Source organism: Myxococcus sp. AM011, from assembly GCF_013372595.1.
GTDB classification, from domain to species: Bacteria; Myxococcota; Myxococcia; order Myxococcales; family Myxococcaceae; genus Myxococcus; species Myxococcus eversor.
The window spans coordinates 1-19,477 of record NZ_JABXEM010000148.1; the positions used below are offsets into that span (position 1 = coordinate 1).

15 protein-coding genes are annotated in these 19,477 nt (G+C 68.3%); 11 read left to right on the plus strand and 4 right to left on the minus strand.

The window, feature by feature from the left end:
• The first annotated feature begins 72 nt into the window (after positions 1 to 72).
• The gene (locus HUW62_RS27610; protein ID WP_255203674.1) at positions 73 to 1,974 is read left to right on the plus strand and encodes an ATP-binding protein; all 1,902 of its coding nucleotides are present in this window, start codon (positions 73 to 75) and stop codon (positions 1,972 to 1,974) included.
• Between the two features lie 7 nt (positions 1,975 to 1,981).
• Here the strand turns inward: HUW62_RS27610 and HUW62_RS27615 are convergent, their stop codons facing one another.
• Positions 1,982 to 3,607, minus strand: coding sequence for a serine/threonine-protein kinase (locus tag HUW62_RS27615; RefSeq protein WP_176436088.1), 1,626 nt, complete (start codon positions 3,605 to 3,607; stop codon positions 1,982 to 1,984).
• 228 nt (positions 3,608 to 3,835) lie between these two features.
• On the opposite strand from HUW62_RS27615, the gene HUW62_RS27620 reads away from it, so the two are divergent.
• Both HUW62_RS27620 and HUW62_RS27625 read left to right on the plus strand, forming a co-directional pair.
• Entirely contained in the window at positions 3,836 to 6,925 is a 3,090-nt protein-coding gene (locus HUW62_RS27620) for a S8 family serine peptidase (protein ID WP_176436089.1), read from the plus strand.
• A 158-nt stretch (positions 6,926 to 7,083) separates the two neighbouring features.
• Positions 7,084 to 8,238, plus strand: coding sequence for an alkaline phosphatase PhoX (locus tag HUW62_RS27625; protein WP_163865053.1), 1,155 nt, complete (start codon positions 7,084 to 7,086; stop codon positions 8,236 to 8,238).
• Positions 8,239 to 8,302: 64 nt separating this feature from the next.
• Here HUW62_RS27625 and HUW62_RS27630 read toward each other — a convergent pair whose 3' ends face one another.
• Positions 8,303 to 9,004, minus strand: coding sequence for a hypothetical protein (locus HUW62_RS27630; RefSeq protein WP_217911582.1), 702 nt, complete (start codon positions 9,002 to 9,004; stop codon positions 8,303 to 8,305).
• 393 nt (positions 9,005 to 9,397) lie between these two features.
• Between HUW62_RS27630 and HUW62_RS27635 the strand changes: the two genes are divergently transcribed.
• The 3 genes from HUW62_RS27635 to HUW62_RS27645 all read left to right on the plus strand — a co-directional run bounded on the left by HUW62_RS27635 (position 9,398) and on the right by HUW62_RS27645 (position 12,748).
• On the plus strand, positions 9,398 to 11,116 hold the full coding sequence (locus HUW62_RS27635; RefSeq protein WP_176436091.1) for a radical SAM protein: 1,719 nt from the start codon (positions 9,398 to 9,400) through the stop codon (positions 11,114 to 11,116).
• A gap of 74 nt (positions 11,117 to 11,190) precedes the next feature.
• Positions 11,191 to 12,078, plus strand: a complete 888-nt coding sequence (folD, locus tag HUW62_RS27640) for a bifunctional methylenetetrahydrofolate dehydrogenase/methenyltetrahydrofolate cyclohydrolase FolD (protein WP_163865050.1) — start codon at positions 11,191 to 11,193, stop codon at positions 12,076 to 12,078.
• Positions 12,079 to 12,193: 115 nt separating this feature from the next.
• Complete coding sequence (locus HUW62_RS27645) at positions 12,194 to 12,748, plus strand: hypothetical protein (RefSeq protein ID WP_163865049.1); 555 nt, start codon at positions 12,194 to 12,196, stop codon at positions 12,746 to 12,748.
• 17 nt (positions 12,749 to 12,765) lie between these two features.
• Here the strand turns inward: HUW62_RS27645 and HUW62_RS27650 are convergent, their stop codons facing one another.
• Complete coding sequence (locus HUW62_RS27650; RefSeq protein ID WP_163865048.1) at positions 12,766 to 13,773, minus strand: zinc-binding alcohol dehydrogenase family protein; 1,008 nt, start codon at positions 13,771 to 13,773, stop codon at positions 12,766 to 12,768.
• 268 nt (positions 13,774 to 14,041) lie between these two features.
• Between HUW62_RS27650 and HUW62_RS27655 the strand changes: the two genes are divergently transcribed.
• Positions 14,042 to 14,458 (plus strand): peptidase inhibitor family I36 protein, encoded by a 417-nt coding sequence (locus tag HUW62_RS27655; RefSeq protein ID WP_163865047.1) that lies wholly within the window; start codon positions 14,042 to 14,044, stop codon positions 14,456 to 14,458.
• Between the two features lie 90 nt (positions 14,459 to 14,548).
• Here HUW62_RS27655 and HUW62_RS27660 read toward each other — a convergent pair whose 3' ends face one another.
• Positions 14,549 to 14,842, minus strand: coding sequence for a hypothetical protein (locus HUW62_RS27660; RefSeq protein WP_176436092.1), 294 nt, complete (start codon positions 14,840 to 14,842; stop codon positions 14,549 to 14,551).
• A 381-nt stretch (positions 14,843 to 15,223) separates the two neighbouring features.
• Between HUW62_RS27660 and HUW62_RS27665 the strand changes: the two genes are divergently transcribed.
• Genes HUW62_RS27665 through HUW62_RS27680 form a run of 4 tightly spaced genes read left to right on the plus strand, consistent with a single transcriptional unit; the run spans position 15,224 to position 19,461 of the window.
• Entirely contained in the window at positions 15,224 to 16,066 is an 843-nt protein-coding gene (locus tag HUW62_RS27665; RefSeq protein WP_163865045.1) for an enoyl-CoA hydratase-related protein, read from the plus strand.
• A complete protein-coding gene (locus tag HUW62_RS27670; protein WP_255203672.1) occupies positions 16,063 to 16,749 on the plus strand; it encodes a TetR/AcrR family transcriptional regulator in 687 nt (228 codons plus the stop codon). The genes HUW62_RS27665 and HUW62_RS27670 overlap by 4 nt, the downstream gene beginning before the upstream one ends.
• Positions 16,746 to 17,573: an NAD(P)-dependent oxidoreductase gene (locus HUW62_RS27675; protein ID WP_176436093.1), complete on the plus strand. Its 828-nt coding sequence runs from the start codon at positions 16,746 to 16,748 to the stop codon at positions 17,571 to 17,573. Before HUW62_RS27670 ends, HUW62_RS27675 begins: the two co-directional genes overlap by 4 nt.
• 49 nt (positions 17,574 to 17,622) lie before the next feature.
• Positions 17,623 to 19,461: a long-chain fatty acid--CoA ligase gene (locus HUW62_RS27680; RefSeq protein WP_176436094.1), complete on the plus strand. Its 1,839-nt coding sequence runs from the start codon at positions 17,623 to 17,625 to the stop codon at positions 19,459 to 19,461.
• The last annotated feature ends 16 nt before the right edge of the window (positions 19,462 to 19,477 follow it).

Below are 19,477 nucleotides of genomic sequence, written 5' to 3' on the forward strand. Positions count from 1 at the left end.
CCGGCAGCACCGCCCCCGGCAACACCCCCGCCGATGACCGCGCGCGAGGGGCGCGGCGACGTCGTCCGTTCGATGCCACCGGAGGCCCGCGCCGCGATCGAGGAGCTGAGGAACGACACGACGGCGGCCCCGCTCGACCCCGAACTGGAGCTGGCGGCGGGCTTCACCCACTTCGACACCACGTCGAGCGAGGACAACCTCCTCACCGTCCTGCTCGCTCGCGATGACATCCACCTGCTCGCCTCGCAGACACTGGTGCGGGTGAAGTCGCGCGAGGACAAGCGCACCTACCTGGGTGTCGTCGTCCGAGGCCCCTTCGCGGAGCCCAACGCCGTCCCCGCCAACTCGACGATGGCCATTGGCGTGGTGACGCACGGCAAGAAGCTCACCTACACGTTCGACTACCACGGCCGCGCGGAGGTGGAGCTCCTGGGCGAAGAGGTGGAGGGGACGCTGAAGCCTCCCCGCTTCCGGCCTCGCCCCCAGAGCCCCGTGTTCGTGCTGGATGAAAAGGAGAGCGAGCGCGTGCTCGGCGTGGGCGGCGACCTGTGTCTGGGCGTCGTCGTGGGCTACGAGCGCATGGAGGCCCGCCTCAACGCGCGCGACAAATCCGTCTTGCCCCGCCACACCGGCATCATCGGAACCACGGGCGGTGGCAAGTCCACCACCGTGGCCACGCTCATCCACCGCGCCCAGGCGGAGGGCATCGCCACCGTCATCTTCGACGTGGAGGGCGAGTACACGCATGTGGATGAACCCACGGACCACGTCGCCATGCTGGAGGCCCTCAAGCGCAGGGGCCAGCGGCCTCAAGGCGTCAGGGACCTGCACCTCCATCACCTGACGGGCCGCTCCAGCCGCAACCCGCGCCACAAGAACCTGCACCGCTTCGCCCTGAACTTCTCCAGCCTGTCGCCCTATGCCCTGGCCGAAATCCTGGATATGTCGGACGCACAGCAGGAGCGCTTCCTCAAGGCCTACGACGTCACCAAGCTGCTCCTGGAGGACTTCAAGATCTTCCCGCTGAGCGACCAGGAGAAACAACAGGCGCTGGACGTGGACGAGCTGTCGACCGGCTACCCCCGGATGACCATCCAGCACGTGCTGGACGTCGTGAGCGCCTACATCTACAGCCTCAGTGACGAGGGCCGCGCGGAGGCCAAGCCTCGTCCTCGTGCCGCGTCACGACGCAAGGAGCCTCTGCTGGAGGCACTCGAGGGACTGGACGCCCCGGCGCCCGAGGAAGCCACACCTCCGCCAGGACACACGCTCTCGCTCCACAGCGAGTTCAAGAGCAACCCCGGGATGGTCATGCGCCGGGTGATGGCCCAGAGCAGCAGGGCCGAAATCAGTTGGAAGGCCCTGGCCAGCAAGCTCCACCGCCTGCGGCGACTCAACATCTTCGACGTGGGGTCCGCGCCGGGCGTGGCCTACAACTCGATGCTCGCGCCGGGGCGCGTTTCGGTCATCGACCTGTCGGACACGGACTCGCCCCAGCTCAACAACCTGGTCATCGCGGACATCCTGCGGGGACTCCAGGAAGCGCAGGAGGCGCGCTACGAGAAGGCGAACAATCAGGACCAGGCCGTCACCCCGGTGCTCATCATCATCGAGGAGGCACACGAGTTCCTGTCCGCCAGCCGCATCAGCCAGATGCCCGTGCTCTTCGAGCAGGTCGCCCGCATCGCCAAACGCGGACGCAAGCGCTGGCTCGGGCTCGTCTTCGTCACGCAGCTCCCTCAACACCTTCCCAATGAGGTGCTGGGCCTGCTCAACAACTTCATCATCCACAAGATGACCGACAGCTCCGTCATCTCCCGCATGCAACGCACCGTCGGAAGCATCGACGAGAGCCTCTGGAACCGGGTGACCCGGCTCGCGCCAGGACAGGCCCTGGTCTCCTTCAGCAACTTCGCCCGTCCGCTGATGGTGGCGGTCGACCCCGCTCCCGTGAAGCGCCTGCTCGTCGACTGAGCGGGAGTCACTGCTCACCCAATGCGCGCAATTCGTCGTAGCGCTTGACCAGCGTCGCGACCGTTGCGTGCATCGGGTGGTTCATGGGGGCCGCCGCGAGAAATTGCCTGAAATGCCCGATTGCCGCCTGCCGCATGTGGAGTCGATCGTAGGCGATTCCACTCAGCACATGACAGTCGGCATCATCAGGTGCCGTCCTCAAGCACTGGGCGGTGACAACCAACGCACCCCGGTTCTCGTTGTGATTGAGCAGGGCCCTGGCCTGGCGAACCATCTCACTCACAGGAGTAGGGGAAACAGCGGCGTCGGAGGCGACCGGGGAGTCGCCGGGTGCTCGCTCCGTCTTCGAGTCGGCTTTCGTGTCTCGTGTCACCACGAGCGTGTCTTGAACGTTCTTTCCGTTCTCATCCCGCAGAAACGCATAGGCGCCCAAACCCAATCCCACCGCCAGCATCACGACCAGGGCGAACCCCAGGAACGAACTCGAGGACTTGCTCCGTGGCTCGGGGACCACCACCGCGGGCAACACCTTGCGCTTCGTCCGCTGTGGCAACGACTTCGGCGCCCCGTCCTCGCTCAAGCCCTCTTCCTTCGCCAACCGAGGCGGTGTCGAAGGTGGCGCTGGCGGCGGCTGCCGCCACAGGGTCAGCTCATCGAGGAATGAGGCGGGCACGGACAACTCCCGTCCCTCTTGCGCCACGTCTTCGCGGAACAATGACCGCGTCAGATAGGCCAGGTTCATCGCCGAGAACCGTGGCGCATACGAATACAGGAACCCCGCCAGCGCATCCCCAAAGGCATTCGCGGAGTCGAAACGCCCCGAGACGTCCACTGACAATGCCTTCATGACCAGCGCGTCGAGTTCCTCCGGAAGCTCCGGGAACACCGCCCGGGGCGAGGGGAACTCGCCGTGCGCCATGCGCATCAGCACCGCGGCCTGGGTGCCCGTCACAGGCAACTGGCCACAGAGCATCTCGTACAACACCAGTCCCGTGGCCCAGACATCCGTGCGCGCATCCACCTCCAGCCCCCGGGCCTGCTCCGGGGAGAAGAACATGTACTTCCCCTTCACCACCCCGGGCTCCGTCTGGAAGTTGCGAACCAGGCGGGCCTTGGCGATGCCGAAGTCGACAATCTTCACCTGGCCCTCGTAGCTGATGAGGACATTGTCGGGGGAGATGTCGCGATGGACGATGCCCAGGGGGTTGCCCTTGTCGTCCGTGCGCGCATGCGCGTAGTGCAGGCCTCGGCACATCTCCAGGGCGACGTACGTCGCGAGGGGGATGGGCAACCGTGGCAGTCCCGTCCTCACCGCGCGCTTCATGATGTGGTGCAGCGGTTGGCCGTCCACCAACTCCATCGCCAGATAGTACTGACCCTCCACGCGGCCGAAGTCGAGGACCTGCGCGATGTTGCCGTGGGACAACGTGGCGGAGATGCGCGCTTCGTTGATGAACATCGACACGAAGGCTTCGTCCGCCACGAACTCCGGAAGCACCTTCTTGATGAGGACGGCCTTCGTCACACCAGCGTCGCCCGTCCACCGGGCTCGCCACGTCTCCGCCATTCCACCCCGACCAAGCCAGGACACCAGCTCGTATCGGCCAAACCTGTCGCCGGGTTGCAAGGCCATGTCAGTCCGAAGCCTACCGCATATTCCTGGGAGGCAGAATTTCCGGGGACGTCCTCGTGCCCATCCGGAACCGCGGCCCTTCTGAGCGCCGAGAATTGGAGTGCCCATCAACCAGCGCGCCGCCAGCGACCGTAAGAGGCATCGGAACTCGAAGTCTTCCGAAATCGCTGTCATCCCCAGGAAACGCCTGTGCACTCATCCCGTTTTTTGTACTGCCTTCAAGCCTGCTTGTTCCTGGTCCTCTGGGCCAACTGCGGAGAACCGCCCGCTCCGGACCCAAGGCCCGCGCCCGCGCTCCAGTCCTCCTCGAAGCTGGAGGAGCCCCGGGCGGCCCTCCCGCGTTTCGTCCCGGGCCGGGTCATCGTGAAGTTCCGGCCGTCCACCCAGGGCAAGGCCTCCACCGTCAGCGCGCCCATGACCCTCAATGGCCTGACGTTCCAGCAGGCGGACGTGCTTCCCGTGGGCGCGGAGATCTGGACCCTCTCTTCCACGGAATCGCTGACGAACAAATCCGTGGACGAACAGGAGGCCCTTACCCTGGCCGCCGTGGAGGCACTGCGCCTGCGCTCCGACGTCGAGTACGCGCACGAAGACCTCTACCTGCACTACTTCTCCGTACCGACCGACCCCTACTACAGCTTGCAATGGCACTACCCCGCCATCCACCTGCCCGAGGCGTGGCAGACCGTCACCGGCAACGTGAAGATCGCCGTCCTGGACTCCGGGAAGCTCGCGCACCCGGACCTCGCGGACCGGTGGGGCGTGGGTCATGACTTCGGCTACGAAACACCGGGAGCCTCGGACGCGGACCCGACGTCGGATGGCCGGTGGCACCACGGCCTGCATGTCGCCGGAATCCTCGGCGCGAAGTGGGACACCTACGGCGTCGCGGGCGTCTGCAAGGACTGCACGCTGTTGCCCGTGAAGGTCTCCTCGACGGACGACGCGCCCATCCTGAGCAACGTGGGCCGAGCCATCGACTGGTCCGTCCAGAACGGCGCCAGGGTCATCAACATGAGCTTCGGCACGGGGGCGCCCCATGTGGCGAGCTGCCTCGACTACCCGTCGATTCAGCAGGCCATCACCAACGCCATCAACGCCGGAGTCGTGGTGGTCGCCGCCGCGGGCAATGACAGCCGGGACCCGGGCGTGGTCGTCCCCGCCTCCTGCCAGGGTGTCATCGCCGTGGCCGCGACGATGCCGAACGGGCAACTGGCGCCGTACAGCAACAGGGGCCCGTCGGTGACGCTCACAGCGCCGGGTGGCGGCCCGGAGTTCTTCGGCGATGGGCTGGCCTGCAATGACCTCACCCCCATGGCGCCGTACAACGGGACGGGCGGAAGCGTCTCCGCGTGGGCCGTGTCCAAGCCCGGCCCCACGGTGTTCGGTCAGGACTTCTGCCACCGCTACCTGTCCGGCACCTCGCTGGCCGCGCCACATGTCGCCGGCGTCGCCGCGCTCCTCATGACCCAGCGTCCCCATTGGACCTCGGCCCAAATCACCCAACGGCTCCTCCAGGCCGTCAACACCGTCCCGGGCTGCGTGCCCGGAACCTGCGGCGCCGGCATGCTGGATGCCTCCAAGGCCGTCATCACCGCCCTGCACCTCCCCGCCCCCACGTGCGGCCCGGGCACGGGCCCAGGGACCTTCAGCTGCGCCAGCACCCTGGCCTCGGGCGGAGTCAGCCCCTACCACCAGACCTGGTCCTCCCTCGCGAACGCCACCCTCACCGCATCCTCGGAGCTTTTCGCGCAAGGCACCTGCACGGCGGGCACCGACGCCACGCTGAGGCTCGCCGTCGTCGACGACGAGGGAAGCGGCCTGTCTCGCGACCTCACCTTCCGATGCCCCGGCCCGGCGCATGACGCGAGCTTCTGGTTCCAGGAGGTCCTCACCTTCATGCAGGCGGACCGGGTCTACAGCGTCAGCGTGACGATGCGGAACACGGGCACGGAGCCCTGGACGGCCGCCTCGGGCTTCAGGCTCCAGTCCATCGCCCCCGCGGGCAACACGGCCTTCTGGGGAACGGACCGCGTGGAGCTGGCGCCCGGCGAGAGCATCGCGCCCCAGACGAACAAGACGTTCCTGTTCACCGTCACCACGCCGTACGCGCTGGGCACCCACCCCTTCCGGTGGCAGATGATGAAGGAGGGACACGGCCTGTTCGGCGCGCCCACGCCCGAGCGGCAGATCGACGTCACGGTGCCCTTGCGCGACTCGGCCTTCGTCCGGCAGTCCGTCCCCACCACGGTGGTGGTCGGAAGCACGTTCCAGGCGACCTTCACGATGAAGAACACGGGCAGCGACACCTGGACGCTGGCCCATTTCTATCGGCTCGGCTCCCAGCCTGCGGCGAGCAGCACGTGGGGACGGCAGCGCATCTACCTCAACCCGACGGACTCGGCGGCTCGCGGTCAGGAGCTGACCTTCTCCGACACGCTCACCGCGCCCACCACGCCCGGCGTCTACACCATGTCCTGGCGGATGGTTCAGGACACCTTCGAACAGCCGGTCTACTTCGGCGCGTTCACCGAACCCGTCACCATCACCGTCACGCTGCCTCCGCGCGACGCAGCCTTCGTCCGGCAGTCCGGCCCCACCACGGTGATGGGGGGCAACGCCTTCACCTACCACGTGACGATGCGGAACACGGGCACCCAGGCCTGGCGCGCGGACACCGGCTTCTCCCTGCGCAACCTGTCCTCCGCGTGGAGCAGCTCGAACGGAGCGCTCGCCCCCGGAGAAGAAGTCGCGCCGGGCGCGGAGAAGACCTTCTCCGTCACCGTCAACGCGCCCCTCACCTCGGGCCCCCAGGCGCTCCAGTGGCGCATGTGGCAGACCCAGACCGGGGCCTTCGGCCAGGCCACGCAGAGCACGACGGTCCAGGTCATCCCCAGGGCCCACGCGACCTTCGTGAGCCAGACGGTGCCCACGCGCGTGGAGCCGGGACAGAGCTTCCCCGTCACCCTTCGAATGAGGAACTCGGGTGACACGACGTGGGGAGAACTCCCGGGCGTCCAGCTCGCGCCACTGCCCGAGTTCCGGGGCAACAACTGGGGCCACGCGTCCATCCCCCTGGAGCTGGGGGACCGCGTCAAACCCGGCGCCGAGCGGACCTTCAGCTTCACCGCCACCGCGCCCACCACCCAGGGCCCGCATGCCTTCCAGTGGCGGATGCGGGTGCGAGTCGACGCGACAACGGCCATCGACTTCGGTGAGGCCTCGTCCCTGGTGAACATCCTCGTGGCGGACCGCTGCTACTGCCCGCCAGGGGAACTCTGCCCGGACGTCGACTGCACGCCGCCGGTGGAGATGTAGCCCCGAGCCCGAAGAACTCCGCCGCGCGCGTCCTGTCGTCCAGGGGCGCGCGCGGTGTCGTGTCCCCGGGTGGACAGGCCCCCGCCCTCGGAGCGCGATGGGCGCGGGGCGTCACACGAACCAGTCTCCAGGGCTTGTCCACGCACTGGAGCACGCCCATGCAGCGCAGGAACTTCCTTCGACTCACCGCGATGAGCAGCGGACTGCTCGTCCTGGGGCCCGGCTTCTGGCGCGAGGCCTATGCGGCCCCTTCCCGACCGGGACCCGGCCCCTATGGTGCCCTCTCGGGAACGCCGGATGCGCATGGCCTGCGACTGCCCGCGGGCTTCACCTCTCGCGTCGTCGCGCGCACGAATGAGGTCGTCCCTGGCACGAGCTACTCCTGGCACGGGAGCCCCGATGGCGGCACGTGCTTCGCCACGGGCGACGGCGGATGGGTCTACACGTCCAACAGCGAGTTGCCCCTGCTCGGCGGGGCCTCCGCGCTGCGCTTCGATGGTGGAGGCGGCGTGGTGGGCGCCTATCGCATCCTCGGCGGAACCATCGCCAACTGCGCGGGAGGGCCGACGCCGTGGGGCACGTGGCTGTCCTGTGAGGAATGGGACGGCGGACATGTGTGGGAGTGCAATCCGATGAGTCCCTCGCAGGGCGTGCGTCGCGCCGCGCTGGGCACCTACGCCCACGAGGCCGTCGCGGTGGACCCGGCGGGACGACGGCTGTACTTGACGGAGGACCGCCCCCACGGGCGCTTCTACCGCTTCACGCCGGCCCAGTGGCCTTCACTCGCCTCGGGCACGCTCGAGGCCGCGCGACTGTCAGGCAATGCGCTGGAGGGCACCGCGAGCTTCAGCTGGGTGAAGGTCTCCGCGTCGAGCCCCGCCTGGCTCCAGCCCGCGCGGTTCGTGACCACCGCGTTCGATGGCGGAGAGGGCTGCTGGTACGACAGCGGCACCGTCTACTTCACCACCAAGGGCGACAACCGCGTCTGGGCCCACACGCCGGCCACCGGCCGGGTGGAGATCCTCTACGACGACGACCTCTTCCCGGACTCGCCCCTGCACGGCGTGGACAACGTCACCGTGTCGCGCTCGGGAGACCTCTACGTGGCCGAGGACGGAGGAGACCTCCAGCTCTGCCTCATCACCCCGCGGCCGGAGCGGGTTGTCTCACCGTTCCTCCAACTCGAAGGCCATGCGGGCTCGGAGCTCACCGGCCCCGCGTTCAGTCCAGACGGGCACCGGCTGTACTTCAGCTCACAGCGCGGAACGGACGGCCAGGGCGTCACCTTCGAGGTGAGCGGTCCCTTCCGCTGAAACAACCACGCCCCCGCGCGGCGCAATCACACCTCGCCGCGCGGGGCCCATCACAGCGGGTTTCTCAGGGCGAGTAGTAGAACGCCGAGCCCCAGAAGAAGCCTGACTTCCCGCTGGGCGCCGTGCCGAGATAGCAGTTGGCGCCGTCGAACCAGCCCGCCTCACACGCGTTGTTCGGGCCGCGCGTCACGTAGTAGTTGTTGTTGTGCATGAAGGGTGAGCCGTCCCCCGCCGGCAGCGCGGCCACGTAGCAGTTGGCGCCATCGAAGGTCGCGTCGACCGTGCTACCGTTGAAGACGACATCGGCCGGGCACGCGTCACCGGCCACCGACACCACGAAGCTGGAGGAGCAGACCGTCTGGCCCAGGGTGTTGGTGACACTCAGGTTGACGGTCGAATTGCGGCCCGGGAGCGCGCCGGGGGCCATGATGAAGCTCAGATACATCGTCGTCGCGGAGCCGATGAAGCCCTTCGTGCCATTGCTCCAGGACACGCCCGGCGCGGCGCTGAACGCCAGGTTGATGAGCCCCGCGCTGCCGGAGAAGGACGCGGTGATGATGTACGTCCCGTAGGCCAGCCCCGAGACATTGATGGTGTCGGAGAACGGCGCGCCAGGGTTCACGGTGGTGTTGGTCGGCCAGCTCGTACACTGGGCATCCGCGCGGCCCGGAGAAGCGACGACGAGCGCCATGGCGACGGCCGCCGCACACAGCCAACCGCGAGACATACCGATACGAGAAGAAGATGTCGAAGACGAGATGCGCATGCAGCCCCCTGATGAGTGAGAACCGCACTTTGCTGTGATTGAAGGTCTACACACAAGCCTGAATGCGAATCATTTACATCCATCTCACCTCCCACTGTGACATCTCTCGCTACAAGTCTGGCATCCGCGTCAGGAACGATGAGAAAACGGGCTGTCTTTGTAGCGCCCGTTGCTACAGCCGTGGCGAGCCTGTCAGACATGGCGCTTCCCGCCGCATCGAAGTGAAGGCATCCGCGATACGCGTCCGGAAGCCGCCGGATGCCGAAGGCGCCGTGGACACAGCCGGCCCCGGCGCCGCTCGGACGCCCGCCCGGTGGGGGGTCACCATTCCCGCGCCGACGGAGGCCCGAATCGTCTACTGTGCCCCTTCTCGGAAAGGTCGGTGCTTGTCGCATGGGTGGTGGTCGTGAGCTCTCGCCAGTTCTCCTCGTGGGCGCCGGTACGGGCGAGGCCACGTGCGGCATCCTCTACCTGGCGAGCTACCTGCGGCGTGGCGGCATCGAGGCCTTCGTGCGGCTGTACGACGGCGACGAGACGGAAGCGGAGGTGGTTCGCTCGTTCGAGAAACTCGTCGCCCGCGTCCGGCCGCGCCTCGTGGGCATCAGCCTCAAGTGGTTCCACCACGTGGACCGCGCGCTGCTCATCGCCCGGACGCTGCGGCGGATAGACCCCGGGATTCGCATCGTCGTGGGCGGCAACTCCGCGTCGTACTGGTGGAGGGAGCTGCACGCGTTCGACTTCATCGACCACATCGTGCTGGGTGACGGCGAGGTGCCGCTGCTGGCCATCTGCCGAGGCGAGGAGTCCCCGCCCAACTGCGTGTCGCGCTCGCCCTCCGGCGCCTCCCGGCGACTGCCGCTGTCCTACATCCAGGGCGCCACCAACACCGAGGACATCTACTACTCCCACTTCAACGACCTGTTCCTGAGCCAGTTGGACCGCAACTCGTTCTCCGGCTGGGTGGCTCCGGGCAAGGGGTGTGGCGAGAACTGCCTCTATTGCGGAGGGGCCCGGGGCAACCAGAAGGCGGCCTTCGGGCGCGCGAAGCCGTTCCTGCGCTCGGAGCAGAGCGTGCGGAGGGACCACCAGGAGATCGCCGGACAGACGTGGCAGATGCGCTACGACTTCGCCGGAAGCACCGCGGAGTTCCTGGGGAGCACCTGGGCGGGCGTGGACCTCTCGAAGCACTGCTGCACGTACTTCCTGTGGGGCGTGCCGCGCCTGGAGCTCGTCGCCGAGCTGGCCCGGACGTTCAAGCGCGTCTACATGGTCATCGACATCGGCTGCTTCTCGGAGGAGCAGCGCCTGGACCAGATGGGCAAGGGCCTGCTCAAGCCCTGCGCCAGGGACAGCGAGCTGCTCGAGGTCATCGACGCCTGTCGCCGCCATCCGAACCTGGACATGGAGATCTCCGGCATCGGCGGCCTGCCGTTCACGAGCACGGCCCGGCTGGCGGAGGAGCTGCGCCTGGTGGAGCGCGTCATCAGCCTGGACTGCGTGGTGGGCTATCAGCGGCTCGAAGCGCAGCCCGGCGCCCTGGTCACCGAGCACCCCGCCCGCTTCGACATGGTGAGCGAGGCGAAGACGTTCAAGGAGTTCGTCGACTACTTCGAGCAGCGCGAGCCCGGCGACGTGTCGGTGCCGATGATTCGCTTCCGCGACGCGGCGCTCGAGGCGGCCGTGCAGCGCAACTCCGACCAGGTGGATGCGCTCGCCTGGAAGCACCGGGACACCCGGCGCGGCGTCGCTGTCGATGGTCGCACGCGGCTGTTGAACACCGCGCCGTCGACGCGGCGATTCACGCTGGGGGAGTGGCTGGGCCACCACCGGGCCCCGGCGAAGGTGGCCCAGGAGCCCGTGACGGTCCTCCGCTCGGTCGACGGCATCACCCTGACGTGCGCGCCCACGGTCAGCCCTCGCAAGTTCTCCGACCCGACGCTGGTGCAGGGGCAGGACGGAGCCATCCTCCTCGCCGCCCTGGCCGCCTTCGAGCGACCCGCGACGGTCTCCAGCGCCGTGAGCCAGTTGGGGACGAAGGCGCGGTTGGATCCCCACTCCGCGCGCGAAGTGATTGACCACCTGGTGGACGGCCGCTTCCTCCAGCCGGCGTAGCGTCAGTCTCCAGGGGTCGACAGCCGGGCCAGAAAGGGCGCGGCAACGCCGGGAATCTGGCGTATGGAGCCCCCATGGCGCGGAACATCGATGGAACCGAACTCAGCCGGGTGATGCGGGCCGAGATGGCTCAACAGGTGGCGGAGCTTCAGGCCGCCGGAGTCACGCCAGGGCTCTCCGTGGTGCTGGTGGGCAACAACCCCGCGAGCCAGGCCTATGTCGCGAGCAAGACACGCGCCTGCGAGGCCCTGGGGATGAAGGGCCAGACGCTGAACCTGCCCGAGGACGTGTCCAAGGAAGAGCTGTTCGCCGTCATCGACCGGCTGAACTCGGACGACACGGTCCACGGCATCCTCGTCCAGCTCCCCCTCCCGGCGCACCTTCCCTACAAAGCCGTCCTGGAGCACATCCACCCGGACAAGGACGTGGATGGCTTCCATCCCCAGAACGCCGGGCTGGCCTTCGTGGGGGACCCGCGCGCCTTCATCCCCTGCACCCCCGCGGGCATCCTGGAGATGCTGCGCCGGGAGAACATCCCGACGCGGGGCAAGCACGTGGTCATCGTGGGGCGAAGCCTCATCGTCAGCAAGCCGCTGGCCTCGCTGCTGATGGCCCCCGGCCCGGACGCCACCGTCACAATCACCCACCGACACACCCCCGACCTCGCCTCGTTCACCCGGCAGGCCGACATCCTCATCGTCGCGGTGGGCAAGCAGAACCTCATCACTGCGGACATGGTGAAGCCCGGCGTGGTGGTCATCGACGTGGGCCAGAACCGCGTCGAAGACCCCGGCTCCGCGCGCGGCTTCAAGATGGTGGGCGACGTGGACTTCGACGCCGTCAGCCAGGTCGCCGAGGCCATCACCCCCGTGCCCGGGGGCGTCGGCCCGATGACCATCACCATGCTGCTCGCCAACACCCTCCAGGCCGCCCGGGCCCGCGTGACGCGCGGTCAGCCGTAGAGGGGGCATGGCCTCCGGGTGAATATCTCCCTGGGCCTTTCGTCGGGAAGCGCACAAAGCTCGCTCGCTGGCACACCAGGCCGGCCTGTGCCTCCCCGTGAACGTCCCCCACATCATGAAGAACCCTGTCCTCGCCACTGTCGGGCTGTGCCTCTGGCTTGCTGCTCCTGGCACCGTCCTCGCCGCGCCCCGCGCCTTCGACTTCTCATCCCGTGCGCCGTCCACGCGAGTGATGGAGTCCCGGACCTTCTTCGGCCAAGGCCGCATGGCGGAGGGCAACCGCCTTCGCGCCCTCTCCGTCGATGGCCATGCGGCGACCAGCGACAGCATCCCCACCCACATCTGGCTGGTGCCCTTGATTCTCACCGGCGTGGGGCTCACCGCCGGCATCGCCGTCTGCGCGGGCTACGACAAGGGCGGCGAGGGCTGTGGAACCAGCCTCCTGACGGGCATCATGCTGGGGCTGTCACTTGGGGCGGGCTATCTCAGACTCGTCACTGGCTCTGATTGGGATTGGGAGGACGACGAGGACGGGGCATGGCAGGCCCGGTCGTCCAGCAAGGCTCGACTCGCATCCTCCCGCTCCCGGCCCGGCATCCCCCTGGGGCTCATGCCTTCACTGGGTATCGTCAATGACAGAGCGGTGCTCGGGCTCGGGGCGCATTTCTGACCTCCGAGCCCGACGGCTCAGAAGCCTTCCAGCACCAGCTTGCCCTTGGCCTTGTGTGACTCCAGGAGCTGGTGGGCGCGCCGCAGGTTCGCGGCGTCGATGCGGCCGAAGTGCTCGCCCACCGTGGTCTTCAGCGTGCCCGCGTCCACCAGCTTCGACACCCGCTCCAGCATGTCGTGCTGCGCCTGCATGTCCGGGGTGCCAAACATCGAGCGGGTGAACATCAGCTCCCAGTGAAGCGACGCGCTCTTGCGCTTCAGCTCGCGCACGTCGATGGGGCCCGGGTCGTCGATGATGCCGAGCCGGCCCTGCGGCGCCAGCGCCTCCACCAACTGCGCGTAGTGCCGGTCCGTGTGCGTCAGGCTGGCGATGAACTCCACCTGCGGCACGCCGATGCGCTTGAGCTCCTGCGTCAGCGGCTGCTGGTGGTCGATGACGTGATGCGCCCCCCGCTCGCGAACCCAGTCCTGCGTCTCCGGGCGCGAGGCCGTGCCAATCACCGTCAGCCCCGTGAGCCGCCGCGCGAGCTGCACCAGGATGGAACCCACGCCACCCGCCGCGCCCACCACGAGCAACGCGCCGGCCCCCTTCCCCTCCGGCACCTGGAGCCGGTCGAAGAGCAGCTCCCACGCGGTGACGGCCGTCAGTGGCAACGCCGCCGCATCGGCGAAGCCCAGCGACGTCGGCATGTGGCCCACGATTCGCTCGTCCACCACGTGAAGCTCGCTGTCGGTGCCGGGCCGGGTGATGGTGCCCGCGTACCAGACGCGCTCCCCGGGCTTGAAGAGCTTCACCCCGGACCCCACCGCGCGCACCACGCCCGCCGCATCCCAGCCCAGCACCTTCACCTCCCCGGCGGGCGGTGACGCGCTCGCGCGCACCTTCACGTCCACCGGGTTGACGGAGATGGCGCGCACCTCCACCAGCAAATCCCTCTCACCCGGGACAGGGTCTGGCAGCTCCACGTCGAGCAGCGCGTTGGGGTCCGACGCGGGGAGAGGCTGGCGATATCCGACGGCTCGCATGAGGGGCTCCTGAAGGCTTGTCGAACAATTCAACATCATTGAACGCACGGCGTCCGCGACAAACCCAGTCAGAACTCGCGCGGACAGCCTTCGCGTCCAATCAAAGACACTCCTTCCAGGGGCATGGAACTTCTCCTGACATGCGAACGCAAACAGTCCGCCAGCGGATAGACGTCCCTTGGGGAATCCGTCTCCAGGGCACCCTGCCCGTCGCAATGCCACCATTTCCACGCAGCCCACCCCCGGGTTGCACAGAGGAGACACCCACATGAATTGGCACACGTTTGGTCGGAATCCCCGTCGCTTCATCCGCTCTGGTCTGCTGGGCCTGGGCTCCTTGGCGTTGCTCGGACTTTCGGCGGCGACGGTGCTGCTGACTCCCGCCCCGGCCTCGGCCGAGGAGACCTCTCCGTGTCCCTGGTCGGGCGTCCTCTGCCTGTTCGACGGACCTGGCTACACGGGCGCCGTCTGGAATGTCATGGCCTGGCCACCGGGTGGCTCGGGGACGTGCGTAGGGTTGCCCGAGCACGGCTGGGAGGACCGGGCCGTCTCCGCCATCAACACGAATGACGAGGCCGCGGCGCTGTACCCCGACGAGGACTGCCAGGGCTATCCCCAGATTGTCGGCCCGAACGAGCAGGTGAGCCCACTGGACTTCGCTCCCAAGAGCGTCTGGGTCTACTGACGTACCAGGTCCGCCGCGAGCCACACCTTCGGCTCGCGGCGCACCGGGCCCGCGTGGTGCCAGGGAGTTTTCACGAACAGCCCGATGCGGCTACTGCTGCTCGGTGCACTCGAACGACGCGTTGGCCTGCTCCTCCCGCTCGATGGACATCAGCTCCTCTTCGATGTCCTCGCGGGCGCCCGCAGCGCACGTCCCCGCCTCCCACTCTTCGAACCACTCGCCGCACGTGACGACCGTCGTGTTCCAGGGAAGCGCACAGACCACCCAGCACGGAGTGGTGGACAGACAGCGTTCATCACAATCGCGAGGAAGCGCCGACGCGGACGTCGGGGACAGCGCCAGCGCGGCGACACCCACGAGCAGCGATTTCGAGAAGAGCTTCATGAGGGGGCTCCACGACAACGGGGTGAACGGGCCGCGTATCGCGACCCGCGTCCCGGACTATCGAGCGTGAGCATTGAAACACCAACAAGCAGTGAGCCCGGGTCGACCCATACACCCGGATGATGCCACTGCCGGCTCACACCTCTCGCATAGACAGACGCCCCACGTGCCTCCTCCCCTGTTGCAAGTCTTCAGAGAGAGTGCATTGGCCCCAACCCGGCTCTAGGCTCGAGCCCACGTGGACCCTCTTCGCACCGCAAGGACAGCTTCCGGATGACGCATCACGTCGAAAGGCACGCAGGACTTCGCAGGCCCCTTGTTGTTGACACCCCGCCAACAAGTTCCCATCATCCCCCTCACAGGACCCATGAGGCCCCAGCCATGAGCTACCAACACATCCGGTTCTCGGTCGCGGATCGGATCGCCACCCTCGAGCTGAACCGACCTGAATCGCGCAACGGCTTCACGGTGACGATGGCGGACGAGCTGGCGGACGCGCTGTCCCAGGCGGACGCGAACGAGGCCGTGCGCGTCGTCATCCTCACGGGGGCCGGCAAGGACTTCTGCGTGGGAGCGGACCTGAGCGGGCTGTCGTTCGAGGTCGCCAACAGCGCCCCGCCGGGGCCCGACTGGGTGGAGCCGGCGACGCGGGTGACGCGCCAGCTGTTCGCGCTGCGCAAGCCGGTCATCGCCGCGGTGAGGGGCGCCGCGGTGGGCGTGGGCTCCACCATGTTGCTGCCGGCGGACTTCCGCCTGGCCTCCAAGGACAGCCGCTTCGGCTTCGTGTTCAGCCGCCGGGGCATCTATCCGGAGGCGGGCTCCAGCTGGTTTCTGCCCCGGCTGGTGGGCATGGGTCGCGCGCTCGACTGGATGGTGAGCGGCCGCCTCATTCCCGCCGAGGAGGCGCTGAGCGCGGGGCTGGTGCGCTCGCTGCATGAGCCCGACGCGGTGCTGGACGCCGCGTACACGCTGGCGCGAGAGCTGGTGGAGACCACCGCCCCGGTGTCCGTGGCCGTCATCCGTCAGTCCCTCTATCGCATGAGCGCCCTGCCCTCTCCCGAGCAGGCCTTCGCGCTGGACAGCCAGCTCATCGCGACGCTGGGCCAGAGCCCGGACGCCGTGGAGGGTGTCATGGCCTTCCTCCAGAAGCGGCCGCCGTCCTTCGCGCGCACCGTGGAGCAAGACCTGCCCGCGTTCCTGCCCTGGCGGGAGCGTGAGTCATGAGCCCCGCGCCCGCGCCTCGTTGGAAGCGCCTGGAACCGGATGCGCGCAGGGAGCAGATCCTCGAGTGCGCGATGCGCCTGTTCGGCGAGCGCCCCTACGCCCAGGTCTCCACCACGGACATCGCCAAGGAAGCCGGCGTCGCCCGGGGGCTGCTCAACCACTACTTCGGGCAGAAGCGGGACCTCTACCTGAAGGTCGTGAAGAGGATGCTGCTCATGCCCGGCCTCGAAGAGAAAGTCAGCCCGACGGGAACCCTGCGCCAACGCGTGGAGCGCAGCGTCGAGTGGTACCTCGACACGGTGGCGACGCACGGAAAGACGTACGTCGCCGTCACCGGCGCGGGCAGCATCGCGGACCCGGAAGTCGAACGCATCATCTCCGCGGCGGACGACGTGGCCGCGGCGAAGACGCTCGAGTTCCTCGGCATGAAGGTGGAGGTCGGCAGCGACGCCCGGCACCGCGCGATGATGCGCTCCTACGCCGGCATGGTGAAGGCCACCATCCGCGAATGGATTCGCGGGGGCACCCTCTCCCGCGAGGAGGCGCACCTGCTCCTGAGCGAGGCGCTCATCACCATCGTCCAGGACGTCCTCCCCCAACTCACTCCACCCCAAGGTCGCGCCGAGCGGGGTGACGCGCCCGCCGTCAAGCCGGGAGCGCCGCACGAAAAGGACGAAGGATGACCTCGAAGCCACTCGCGGGACGCACGCTGCTGATGTCCGGAGGAAGCCGTGGAATCGGGCTGGCCATCGGCATCGCCGCGGGCCGGCTGGGAGCCAATGTCGTGCTCCTGGCGAAGACCGACACGCCGGACCCTCGGCTGCCGGGCACCGTGCACACGGCCGCGGACGAGATTCGCGCCGCGGGTGGCCACGCGCTCGCCATTGTCGGCGACGTGCGAGAGGAGGCCGACGTGCAGCGCGCCGTGGACGAAGCCGTGGCGCGCTTCGGCGGCATCGACTTCTGCGTGAACAACGCGAGCGCGCTGGCGCCCCTGAAGACAGACGAACTGCCGCTCAAGCGGTTCGATTTGATGCAGCAGATCCAGGTCCGGGGCACGTTCCTCCTGACGCGCACCGCGCTGCCGCACCTGCGCCGCTCTCCGCACCCGCACATCCTCTCGCTGTCACCCCCCATCAACCTGGCGCCGCACTGGCTGGGCAAACACCCGGCATACACCATGGCCAAGTACGGCATGACGCTGCTCACGCTCGGCTGGGCGGCGGAGTTCGCGGAAGCCGGCATCGCCGCCAATGCGCTCTGGCCCAAGACGCTCATCGCCACCGCCGCCGTGAAGAACCTGCTCGGGGGAGACACGTCCATGCAGCGGGCCCGCGCGCCGGAAATCATGGCGGACGCGGCCGTGGCCCTCCTCCAGCGCCGGCCCCGGGACTGCACCGGGCACACGTTCATCGACGAGGACGTCCTGCGCGCCGAAGGCATCCACGACTTCAGCCGCTACGGCGGCGGCCCCGACGTGATGTTGGACCTGTACGTCGACCCCTGAAGTGAAAGCCCGCTGAGAGTCGTTGGCCATCACAGTGCTGGAGGTGCCCATGGGTACGTCGCTCGCAGACCTGGAGGCGCAGTGCCAATCCCTGGCGAACAAGCTCACCCTGCCGCTGCTCCTCAAGCGCAACGCGGAGGAGTACGCGGACGCCCCCGCGCTCAGCGCTGGTGACTCGACGCACACGTGGGTCCAGCTTCGCGCGCGCACCGCCGCGCTGTCTCGCGGCCTGGGCGCGCTCGGCCTCCAGCGCGGCGAGCGGATGATGATCATGATGTCGAGCCGGCCGGAGCACTGGCTCATCGACTATGCCGCCGTGCACCTGGGCGCCATCCCCTGTACCGCGTACCAGACGCTGAGCACCGAGCAGGTAGGCTACGTCGCCCAACACAGCGCGGCCACCGTCGTGGTGCTGGAGGGCGCGGAGGAGGTGGCCCGCTGGCGGCCCATCCTCAAGGCGCTCTTCTCCCTCAAGCGCATCATCGTCGTCGACGCGGCGGCGGTTCCCGCGGGGGACTCGCGCTACGTCTCCTTCGCGCAGGTGGAGGCGGACGGAGGAAAGCTGCACCAGGAGTCCCCGGACGTCTTCGAGGAGGGCTGGAAGAGCATCCGCCCCGAGGACCCCATCGCGATGATGTACACCTCCGGCACCACCGGAGACCCCAAGGGCGTGGTGCTCAGCCACCGCAACGCCTTCTATGAGGCCATCGCCGTGGACGCCGCGGTGCCCACGCCGAGCCAGGTGCCGTCCATCGCCTACCTGCCGCTGGCGCACATCGCGGAGCGCGAGCTGGGCCTGTACCGCCTGCTCTACAAGGCGATGCACGTGCACATCTGCGCGGACCCCGCGGGCGTGGTGCCGCTGATGGCCAAGGTGCGGCCTCCCGCTTTCTTCGGCGTGCCGCGCGTCTGGGAGAAGCTGGCCGGGGGCCTCAAGGCGAAGCTCTCCACCCTGGAAGCCCCCCGGCGCGACGCCATCATGGCCGCGCACGCCACGGCGCTGGAGGCGTTCCGGTTGGAGGGCTCAGGAAAGAGCGTGCCGCCGGAGCTGGCCCAGAAGGTCGCCGCGGTGGAGGAGATGATTCTCAAGCCCCTGCGCGCGACGCTGGGCATGGACGCGCTGACGTGGGCGAGCAGCGGCTCGGCGCCCATCCCCGTGGAGGTGCTGGAGTACCTGGGCGGCTTCGGCATCAAGGTGCTGGAGGTCTGGGGGATGAGTGAAACGACGGGCTGCGCCACCATCAACACGCCCACGGAGTTCCGCGTGGGCGCGGTGGGCCGGCCCATCCCCGGCCTCCAGCTCCGGCTGGCGGCGGACGGTGAAATCTTCGTGCGCGGGCCGGTGCTGTTCCTGGGCTACCTGGGCGCGGACGGCAGGATTGAGAGCCCGGTGGACGCGGACGGCTGGCTCGCCACCGGCGACATCGGCACCGTCGACGACGAGGGCTACCTCACCATCACCGACCGCAAGAAGGAGCTCATCATCACCTCGAGCGGGAAGAACATCGCCCCGTCCCGCATCGAGGGAATGCTGCGCGCCCACCCGCTCGTCGGACAGGCCATCGCGATTGGCGACGGCTGGCCGTTCGTGACGGCGCTCATCTGCCTGGACGCGGACGTCGCCCCCGCGTGGGCCAAGGCGCGCGGGCTGCCGCCCCAGTCGCTCCTGGAGCTCACGCGCGAGCCGGCGGTCCGCTCCGAGCTGGAAGCGCTCGTGGCCTCCATCAACGCGCGGCTCTCCCGCGCCGAGCAGATCAAGCGCTTCGAGGTCGTCACGGAGACGTGGTCTCCCGCGACGGGCGAGCTCACCCCGACGCTCAAGCTCAAGCGCCGCGTGATTCTCAAGCAGTACGAGGAGCGCATCGCCTCGTTCTACGAGAACGCCTGACCTCCCCCCCGCCTCC